The 8512-nt window shown below is 61.6% G+C and carries 10 protein-coding genes and 1 pseudogene; 6 read left to right on the top strand and 5 right to left on the bottom strand.

Annotated elements, in window-relative coordinates:
• The 3 genes and pseudogenes from HX846_RS24205 to HX846_RS24195 all read left to right on the top strand — a co-directional run.
• Positions 1 to 288: pseudogene (locus HX846_RS24205) on the top strand (2-dehydro-3-deoxy-6-phosphogalactonate aldolase); the annotation flags it as partial.
• 33 nt (positions 289 to 321) lie between these two features.
• Positions 322 to 1470 (top strand): galactonate dehydratase, encoded by a 1149-nt coding sequence (gene dgoD, locus HX846_RS24200; RefSeq protein ID WP_178966233.1) that lies wholly within the window; start codon positions 322 to 324, stop codon positions 1468 to 1470.
• A 180-nt stretch (positions 1471 to 1650) separates the two neighbouring features.
• Positions 1651 to 2955, top strand: coding sequence for an MFS transporter (locus HX846_RS24195; protein WP_178966232.1), 1305 nt, complete (start codon positions 1651 to 1653; stop codon positions 2953 to 2955).
• Positions 2956 to 3069: 114 nt separating this feature from the next.
• On the opposite strand, the gene HX846_RS24190 is transcribed toward HX846_RS24195, so the two are convergent.
• The 3 genes from HX846_RS24190 to trpB form a co-directional block, all read right to left on the bottom strand.
• The gene (locus HX846_RS24190; RefSeq protein WP_003214903.1) at positions 3070 to 3513 is read right to left on the bottom strand and encodes an anti-virulence regulator CigR family protein; all 444 of its coding nucleotides are present in this window, start codon (positions 3511 to 3513) and stop codon (positions 3070 to 3072) included.
• 140 nt (positions 3514 to 3653) lie between these two features.
• Positions 3654 to 4463 (bottom strand): tryptophan synthase subunit alpha, encoded by an 810-nt coding sequence (gene trpA / locus HX846_RS24185; RefSeq protein WP_008439583.1) that lies wholly within the window; start codon positions 4461 to 4463, stop codon positions 3654 to 3656.
• The gene (trpB, locus tag HX846_RS24180; RefSeq protein ID WP_003214899.1) at positions 4463 to 5689 is read right to left on the bottom strand and encodes a tryptophan synthase subunit beta; all 1227 of its coding nucleotides are present in this window, start codon (positions 5687 to 5689) and stop codon (positions 4463 to 4465) included. The genes trpA and trpB overlap by 1 nt, the downstream gene beginning before the upstream one ends.
• A 109-nt stretch (positions 5690 to 5798) precedes the next feature.
• Here trpB and HX846_RS24175 point away from each other — a divergent pair, with 109 nt between their 5' ends.
• Entirely contained in the window at positions 5799 to 6695 is an 897-nt protein-coding gene (locus tag HX846_RS24175; protein WP_008439584.1) for a LysR family transcriptional regulator, read from the top strand.
• Here the strand turns inward: HX846_RS24175 and HX846_RS24170 are convergent.
• Entirely contained in the window at positions 6692 to 7018 is a 327-nt protein-coding gene (locus HX846_RS24170) for a YqjD family protein (RefSeq protein WP_003170746.1), read from the bottom strand. The genes HX846_RS24175 and HX846_RS24170 overlap by 4 nt on opposite strands.
• A 156-nt stretch (positions 7019 to 7174) precedes the next feature.
• Between HX846_RS24170 and HX846_RS24165 the strand changes: the two genes are divergently transcribed.
• Positions 7175 to 7390 (top strand): dodecin, encoded by a 216-nt coding sequence (locus HX846_RS24165; RefSeq protein WP_008439585.1) that lies wholly within the window; start codon positions 7175 to 7177, stop codon positions 7388 to 7390.
• Between the two features lie 117 nt (positions 7391 to 7507).
• On the top strand, positions 7508 to 7735 hold the full coding sequence (locus tag HX846_RS24160) for a DUF1161 domain-containing protein (RefSeq protein WP_003214893.1): 228 nt from the start codon (positions 7508 to 7510) through the stop codon (positions 7733 to 7735).
• A 118-nt stretch (positions 7736 to 7853) separates the two neighbouring features.
• On the opposite strand, the gene HX846_RS24155 is transcribed toward HX846_RS24160, so the two are convergent.
• Positions 7854 to 8512: MsnO8 family LLM class oxidoreductase (locus HX846_RS24155; RefSeq protein WP_178966231.1), on the bottom strand; the 659-nt coding region annotated here is incomplete at its 5' end.

The following is an 8512-nucleotide window of genomic DNA, read 5'->3' as shown; positions in this document are numbered from 1 at the left end:
ACGCCCACCGAAGCGTTTGCCGCGCTGGCCGAAGGCGCCGACGTGCTGAAGCTGTTCCCGGCCGAGCAAATGGGCCCGGCGGTGGTCAAGGCCTGGCTCGCAGTGCTGCCCGCCGGCACCGTGCTGCTGCCGGTGGGCGGCGTCACTCCGGACAACATGCAGGTATTTTTCGACGCGGGCGTCAAGGGCTTCGGGCTGGGCTCCGGGTTATTCAAGCCGGGCATGAGCGTCGCCCAAGTGGCGAGCAACGCCCAGGCCTACGTCGCCGCCTGGCATGCCTTGGGCTGATCAGCGTTCTCCATCTACAAGAGAGATAAGAAGATGAAAATCACCAAACTGACCACCTTCATCGTCCCGCCGCGCTGGTGCTTCCTCAAGGTTGAAACCGACCAGGGCGTGACTGGTTGGGGCGAGCCCGTTGTCGAGGGCCGCGCCCATACCGTGGCTGCCGCCGTCGAGGAATTGTCCGACTACTTGATCGGCAAGGACCCACGCAATATCGAGGACATCTGGACCGTGCTCTATCGAGGCGGTTTCTACCGTGGCGGCGCGATCCATATGAGCGCTCTCGCCGGTATCGACCAGGCGCTGTGGGACATCAAGGGCAAGGCCCTCGGCGTGTCGGTCAGCGACTTGCTGGGTGGCCAGGTGCGCGACAAGATCCGCGTGTATTCGTGGATCGGTGGCGACCGCCCGGCCGACACTGCCCGCGCCGCCAATGAAGCCGTGGCCCGTGGTTTTACTGCGGTGAAAATGAACGGCACCGAAGAGCTGCAATTTCTCGACAGCTTCGAAAAAGTCGACCAGGCCCTGGCCAACGTCGCCGCCGTGCGGGATGCGGTCGGTCCGAACGTCGGCATCGGCGTCGACTTCCATGGCCGGGTGCACAAACCCATGGCCAAGGTGCTGATGAAGGAACTCGACCCCTACAAACTGATGTTTATCGAAGAACCGGTGCTCAGCGAAAACTACGAAGCGCTGAAAGAACTGGCGCCGCTCACCAGCACCCCGATTGCCCTCGGCGAGCGCCTGTTCTCGCGCTGGGACTTCAAGCGCGTGCTCAGCGAAGGCTACGTCGACATCATCCAGCCGGATGCTTCCCACGCCGGCGGTATCACCGAAACCCGCAAGATTGCCAACATGGCCGAAGCCTACGACGTGGCCCTTGCCCTGCACTGCCCGCTCGGCCCGATTGCCCTGGCAGCGTGCCTGCAGCTGGATGCGGTTTGCTACAACGCGTTCATCCAGGAACAGAGCCTGGGCATTCACTACAACGAGAGCAATGACCTGCTGGATTACGTGCGCGATCCGGGTGTTTTCGACTACGACCAGGGCTTTGTGAAAATCCCCAACGGGCCAGGCCTGGGCATCGAGATCAACGAGGAATACGTGATCGAACGCGCGGCCATCGGGCATCGCTGGCGCAATCCGATCTGGCGGCATGCCGACGGCAGCTTCGCGGAGTGGTAAACACCGCGAATTTGAGATGAAAACCCAATCAATGTGGGAGCGGGCTTGCTCGCGAAGGCGGAGTGTCAGTCAACACCTCCGCTGCTGGTAGACCGCTTTCGCGAGCAAGCCCGCTCCCACATTTGATTCGGTTTCTTCAGTAAGACCTGTCCTCAATAACCATAAGAAGAGGCAACCCCCATGCAATCCGAGTCCTTCACCGGGCAGGCTTCTTTAGTCACGCCCAGCCGAAAGCGTTTCTTCATCATGGTGCTGCTGTTCATCACCGTGGTGATCAACTACCTGGACCGCAGCAACCTGTCGATTGCCGCTCCGGCCCTGACCAGCGAGCTGGGGATCGACCCGGTGCATGTCGGGTTGATCTTCTCCGCGTTCGGCTGGACCTACGCGGCCATGCAGATTCCCGGCGGCTGGCTGGTGGACCGGGTGCCGCCGCGCATTCTCTACAGCGTCGCCCTGCTGCTGTGGTCGGTGGCCACGGTGATGCTCGGTTTCGCCGCCAGCTTCATCGCGCTGTTCATATTGCGCATGGCGGTGGGCGCCCTGGAGGCCCCGGCCTACCCGATCAACAGCCGCGTGGTCACCACTTGGTTCCCCGAGCGTGAACGGGCCACGGCGATCGGCGTTTATACCTCCGGGCAATTTGTCGGGCTGGCGTTTCTCACGCCGGTGTTGGCCTGGCTGCAACACACTTTTGGCTGGCACATGGTGTTTGTCGCCACCGGCGGCGTGGGCATTGTGTGGGCGTTGATCTGGTACGCGGTGTACCGCGAGCCACGGGATTTCAAAGGCGCGAATGCGGCGGAAATCGAGCTGATCCGCGAAGGCGGCGGGTTGGTGGACATCCAGGCGCAGGCGGCCAAGGCGCCGTTCAGCTGGGTCGACCTCGGCATCGTGTTGAGCAAGCGCAAGCTGTGGGGGATCTACCTGGGGCAGTTCTGCCTGAATTCCACGTTGTGGTTTTTCCTGACGTGGTTTCCCACCTACCTGGTGAAATATCGCGGCATGGACTTCATCAAGTCCGGCCTGCTGGCGTCGCTGCCGTTTCTGGCGGCGTTTGTCGGGGTGCTGTGTTCGGGGCTGTTTTCCGATTGGCTGATTCGCCGGGGAGCGTCCGTGGGGTTTGCGCGCAAGTTGCCGATCATTGGCGGGCTGTTGATTTCCACGGCGATCATCGGCGCCAACTTTGTTGATTCCACGGCGTGGGTGATTGCGTTTCTGGCGGTGGCATTTTTCGGCAATGGTCTGGCGTCGATCACCTGGTCATTGGTGTCGACCCTGGCGCCGGCAAGGCTGCTGGGGCTGACCGGAGGGGTGTTCAACTTCATCGGCAATCTGTCGGCGATTACCACGCCGATCGTGATTGGCTTTCTGGCGACAGGGGATTCGTTTGCACCGGCGATTACGTATATCGCGGTGCTGGCGTTGTTGGGTGCGTTGTCCTACATCTTGTTGGTCGGCAAGGTCGAGCGTATCGAGATTTAGGCGACTGCTGCGGCGAGGGAGCTGGTGTGGCGAGGGAGCTTGCTCCCGCTGGAGTGCGCAGCGCTCCCAGGATTTTGGGNNAGCAAGCTCCCTCACCACAAAAGCAGTGCGGCTCTAGTACAGCGCGCCATCCAGAATCTGGTAGACGATGCTGGTGCCAACGGCGATCAACACGATGTCCCCACCCGAACGGCGCCATTCATAACCAGGGTATTGCGGCAGATGGCCCAGCGCCCGTGGGTCCAGACGCTCACCATAGTAGTTTGGCGGCAGGCGCTGGCCGCGCACCAGGTGGATGCCGGGAGGCGGCGGCGCGCCACGGCGGAAGTCGCCATGGTTGTCGCGGATGACCTGTCTCACAGGACCAAAGTCCTGAGGCGGCCCACCACGGTGGTTGTCCTGCGGCCCGCGATGGTCATCGCCACGTTGATCGTGCTGGCCCTGTGGGCCACCACGGTCAGGTCCGCCACCCTGATCATAGGGCGCAGCTTGGACCAGGGCGCTGGCGCCAAGCACCAGCACGCCTACACCTGCAATCAAACGTTTGGGGATTTTCATGGGGCTGTTTCCTCAGTACTGCACGAACAAAAAAGGGATTTCGAACCGGGTTCGAAATCCCTTGGTCTTGTTAGCTTAGGTACTGATTTGCCAGCATGATTCCTCTGTATCAGGAACTTTACCTACCGCTTACGAGCCGCTTACTTACGGGCGTTACGTACACCTTCCGACAGCGCAGAGCACAGGGTCAATACACCGTCGATGGCCTGTTGATCATTGCTGGCGTTGGCGATGTGGTCGATCAGTGCCGACCCCACCACCACACCGTCTGCCAGGCGGGCGATTGCAGCGGCCTGCTCCGGGGTGCGGATGCCGAAACCGATGCTGATCGGCAGGTCGGTATGCCGACGCAGACGGGTCACGGCCTCTTCGACGTGTTCCAGGGTCGCGGCACCGGCACCGGTCACACCGGCCACCGACACGTAGTACACAAACCCTGAGCTGCCGTTGAGCACGGTCGGCAGGCGCACGTCGTCGGTGGTCGGCGTGGTCAGGCGGATAAAGTCGATACCGGCAGCCTGGGCCGGGTCGCACAGCTCGCCGTTATGTTCCGGCGGCATGTCGACCACGATCAGGCCGTCGACGCCGGCTTCTTTTGCGTCGCTGATAAAGCGTGGCACGCCGTACATGTGGATCGGGTTGAAGTAGCCCATCAGCACCAGCGGCGTGTCGCTGTTGCCCTCGCGGAACTCGCGAACCATTTGCAGGGTTTTCGTGAGGTTCTGCTTGGCGGTCAGTGCGCGGATGTTGGCCAGTTGAATGGCCGGGCCATCGGCCATCGGGTCGGTGAACGGCATGCCCAGCTCGATTACATCGGCGCCGGCCGCCGGCAAGCCCTTGAGGATCGCCAGCGAGGTGTCATAACCCGGGTCACCGGCGGTGACGAAGGTCACCAGGGCGGCGCGGTTTTGTTCTTTCAGTTGCGCAAAACGTGTTTGCAGGCGGCTCATCAGTGTTTCTCCTGCTTGGACTGTTCCATGTGGTGCATCACGGTTTGCATGTCTTTGTCGCCACGGCCGGACAGGTTGACCACCATCAAGTGATCTTTCGGCAAGGTCGGCGCGCGTTTGAACACTTCGGCCAGGGCGTGGGCGCTTTCCAGTGCAGGAATAATCCCTTCCAGGCGGCAGCATTTGTGAAAGGCGTCGAGGGCTTCGTCGTCGGTCACCGAGGTGTACTGGACGCGGCCGATGTCGTGCAACCAGGCGTGTTCAGGGCCGATGCCCGGGTAGTCGAGGCCGGCGGAAATCGAGTGGGCGTCGATGATCTGGCCATCGTCGTCCTGCAACAGGAAGGTACGGTTGCCGTGCAGTACGCCCGGTACGCCGCCGTTGAGGCTGGCCGCGTGTTTGCCGGTCTCGATGCCGTAGCCGGCCGCTTCAACGCCGATGATCTCGACGCTGGTGTCATCCAGGAACGGATGGAACAGGCCCATGGCATTGGAACCGCCGCCGATGCACGCCACCAGGCTGTCGGGCAGACGGCCTTCCTGGGCCTGCAGCTGGGTACGGGTTTCCTTGCCGATCACGGCCTGGAAGTCGCGAACCATGGCTGGGTACGGGTGCGGACCGGCCACGGTGCCGATCAGGTAGAAGGTGCTGTCGACGTTGGTGACCCAGTCACGCAGGGCTTCGTTCATCGCGTCTTTCAGGGTGCCGGTGCCGGCGACCACCGGGATCACTTCAGCGCCCAGCAGCTTCATGCGAAATACGTTGGCCTGCTGGCGCTCGATGTCGGTGGTGCCCATGTAGATCACGCATTGCAGGCCAAAACGCGCGGCGACGGTGGCGGTGGCCACACCGTGCATGCCGGCGCCGGTCTCGGCGATGATGCGTTTTTTACCCATGCGCCGCGCCAGCAGGATCTGGCCGATGCAGTTGTTGATCTTGTGGGCGCCGGTGTGGTTCAGCTCTTCGCGCTTGAGGTAGATCTTGGCGCCACCGCAGAACTCGGTCAGGCGCTCGGCGAAGTACAGCGGGCTTGGGCGTCCGACGTAGTCGCGCTGGAAGTAGGCCAGTTCTTCGTTGAAGGCCGGATCGATCTTGGCCGCTTCGTATTCGCGGGCCAGGTCAAGGATCAATGGCATCAGGGTTTCCGCCACGTAGCGGCCGCCGAACGAACCAAACAGGCCATTGGCATCCGGGCCGTTGCGTAAATCGGTCTGGGTCTGAGTCATGGGACGCTCCAGGTAGAAAATGTGTAAGAGGCAATGACGGTCACTCTACCCCTGACGCTTCCACGTGAAAACCGATAAGATCGCCACAACCTGTCAGGAAAACTCACAGATGAGCCGAGACCTCCCACCGCTGAATGCCTTGCGCGCTTTTGAGGCGACTGCGCGCCTGAACAGCGTTAGCCAGGCCGCTGAGCAACTGCACGTGACCCATGGTGCGGTCAGTCGGCAGCTCAAGGTGTTGGAAGAACACCTTGGTGTAAGCCTGTTCGCCAAGGACGGGCGCGGCCTCAAACTCACAGATGCCGGCATTCGTCTGCGGGATGCGAGTTTCGAGGCCTTCGAGCGACTGAGGGACACCTGCGCCGAGCTCACGCAAAGCAGTGCCGATGCGCCGTTTGTGCTCGGCTGCTCCGGCAGCCTGCTGGCGCGCTGGTTTATTCCGCGTCTGGGGCGCCTGAACGCCGAGTTGCCGGATTTGCGCCTGCATCTGTCGGCGGGTGAAGGCGATCTTGACCCACGCCGCCCCGGCCTGGACGCGCTGCTGGTGTTCGCCGAACCTCCATGGCCGGCGGATATGCAGGTGTACGAATTGGCCAGCGAACGCATCGGCCCGGTCATGAGCCCGCGTTTTGCCCATTACGAGCGATTGCGCCAGGCGCCTCCCGAGGCGCTGCTGAGTGAGGCCCTGTTGCACACTACCTCACGCCCGCAAGCCTGGCCCAGCTGGGCGCAGCACCATGGGATCGACGCTGGCGCGTTGAAGTACGGTCAGGGGTTTGAGCATTTGTATTATTTGCTGGAGGCGGCGGTGGCCGGGCTGGGGGTAGCAATTGCGCCTGAGCCGCTGGTGGCAGAGGACCTGCGAGCGGGTCGCCTGGTTGCGCCGTGGGGTTTCAGTGAAACCCCGGCGCAACTGGCGTTGTGGCTACCCAAGCGCGCCGCAGATGGGCGCGCCGGGCAACTGGCGCAGTGGCTCAAGGCTGAGCTTGCGCGCCAGGACGTTTAGTCGCCGCGTTTGCACAGCAAGTAAGCCGCCAGCAGACCCAGCGCGCCGACGGCGACACCGGCGGTAGTCCATGGATGCTCTTGCGCGTAGTCCCGTGTTGCAACACCGGTTTCGCGGATTTTGACTTTGCTTTCTTCGTAGGCATCGCTGATCAGGTGGCGGGAATGCTTGAGAGCGTTCTCGGCATTGCTTTTCAGGGCCTTCAGGGTTTTGCGCGACTCGTCAGACGCATCGTCCTTGAGGCTTTCCAAAGATTTGAGCAGGCTCGAAATCTCGGCTTCCATGCTTTCCAATGACGCTTTGCGTAAAGAGGTGTTGGCCATGTGGGCTCTCCTGGAGTGATTGAGTGGCGTGTGTTGTTTCCGACTGCGGCGGTTTCAGAAAGTGCAGTAAATCTGAACTTTCACATCGCAATAGCCGCCAGAAGCAGTACGAGAATTCACTGCTAGTCTTGATTAACGACCCCAGGAGAAAAACTTATGAGTGATCATCACACCTACAAGAAAGTCGAACTGGTGGGCTCTTCCGCGACCAGCATCGAGGAGGCCATCAACAATGCCCTGGCTGAAGCCAGCAAGAGCATCAAGCACTTGGAGTGGTTTGAAGTGACCGAAACCCGCGGTCATATCAAGGACGGCAAGGCCGCGCATTTCCAGGTGACCCTCAAGGTGGGGTTCCGAATTGCCAGTAGTTGATTGAGCCGGTTGAACTTGCGCGCTGGCCGATTGCCATAAACTCCGCTACAACCTTTAGGCACGTCGACGTGACGAGCGGCGACGTGCTTCCTTTCGATCAACCCAAGGAAGTGACGGATGAAGAACTTTTTGTTGGCGGTAGGTTTGTTGAGCATTGCGGGCACGGCCCTGGCGGCGGGCAAGCCTTGTGAAGAGCTGAAAAGCGAGATCGCGGCGAAAATCGACGCGAAAGGCGCTTCGGGCTACTCCCTGGAAATCGTGGACAAAGGTGCTGCACCTAGTGACCACACGGTTGTCGGCAGCTGTGAAGCCGGTACCAAGGAAATCGCCTACAAGCGCGGGTGATCCCGTGTTGCAGACGTAAAAAACCGACGCAAGTGCGTCGGTTTTTTTATGCCTGCGATACCTCGCTCCGCGTGGGAATGAAGCCTGGGATGCTCTGCGTCCCGCCTCACTCCTGGATTCAGCCCTTCATGACCTGCGCCAGCAGCTCGTAGGAATGAATCCGGTCGGCGTGCTCGTACAGGTCACAGGTAAAGATCAGCTCATCAGCGCCGGTCTGCTCCACCAGGACCTCCAGCTTGGCGCGGATCTTCTGCGGGCTGCCCACCATGGCCAGGCCGAGGAAACTGCCCACGGCGTCTTTCTCATGGGGCAGCCACAGGCCGTCCATGGTCTTGACCGGCGGGCGCTGCACCAGGCTTTGCCCACGCATCAGCGCGAGAATTCGCTGGTACACCGAGGTGGCCAGGTAGTCGGCTTGCTCATCGGTGTCGGCGGCCACCAGCGGGATGCCGAGCATCACATAGGGCTTGTCCAGCACGGCCGAAGGCTTGAAGTGGTTGCGATAGACGCGAATCGCTTCATGCATCAGGCGCGGTGCGAAATGTGAGGCAAAGGCGTAAGGCAAACCGCGTTCGCCTGCCAGTTGCGCACTGAACAGGCTTGAACCCAGCAGCCATACCGGGACGTTGGTGCCGGTGCCGGGTACGGCGATCACTCGCTGGTCCGGAGTGCGCGGGCCGAGGTAGGCCATCAGTTCAGCCACGTCTTCCGGGAAATCATCGGCGCTGCCGGAGCGTTCACGGCGCAGGGCGCGGGCGGTCATCTGGTCGGAACCCG

Source organism: Pseudomonas sp. K5002, assembly GCF_013386655.1.
GTDB lineage: Bacteria > Pseudomonadota > Gammaproteobacteria > Pseudomonadales > Pseudomonadaceae > Aquipseudomonas.
This window is presented reverse-complemented; position numbering and strand designations above follow the sequence as displayed.

Bases quoted from the DNA above. Each gene is read 5' to 3' on its own strand.
- trpB (WP_003214899.1), bottom strand. From the start codon at position 5,689: ATGACTCAGACCCAGACCGATTTACGCAACGGCCCGGATGCCAATGGC.
- HX846_RS24195 (WP_178966232.1), top strand. From the start codon at position 1,651: ATGCAATCCGAGTCCTTCACCGGGCAGGCTTCTTTAGTCACGCCCAGC.
- HX846_RS24175 (WP_008439584.1), top strand. From the start codon at position 5,799: ATGAGCCGAGACCTCCCACCGCTGAATGCCTTGCGCGCTTTTGAGGCG.
- dgoD (WP_178966233.1), top strand. From the start codon at position 322: ATGAAAATCACCAAACTGACCACCTTCATCGTCCCGCCGCGCTGGTGC.
- trpA (WP_008439583.1), bottom strand. From the start codon at position 4,463: ATGAGCCGCCTGCAAACACGTTTTGCGCAACTGAAAGAACAAAACCGC.
- HX846_RS24190 (WP_003214903.1), bottom strand. From the start codon at position 3,513: ATGAAAATCCCCAAACGTTTGATTGCAGGTGTAGGCGTGCTGGTGCTT.
- HX846_RS24165 (WP_008439585.1), top strand. From the start codon at position 7,175: ATGAGTGATCATCACACCTACAAGAAAGTCGAACTGGTGGGCTCTTCC.
- HX846_RS24160 (WP_003214893.1), top strand. From the start codon at position 7,508: ATGAAGAACTTTTTGTTGGCGGTAGGTTTGTTGAGCATTGCGGGCACG.
- HX846_RS24170 (WP_003170746.1), bottom strand. From the start codon at position 7,018: ATGGCCAACACCTCTTTACGCAAAGCGTCATTGGAAAGCATGGAAGCC.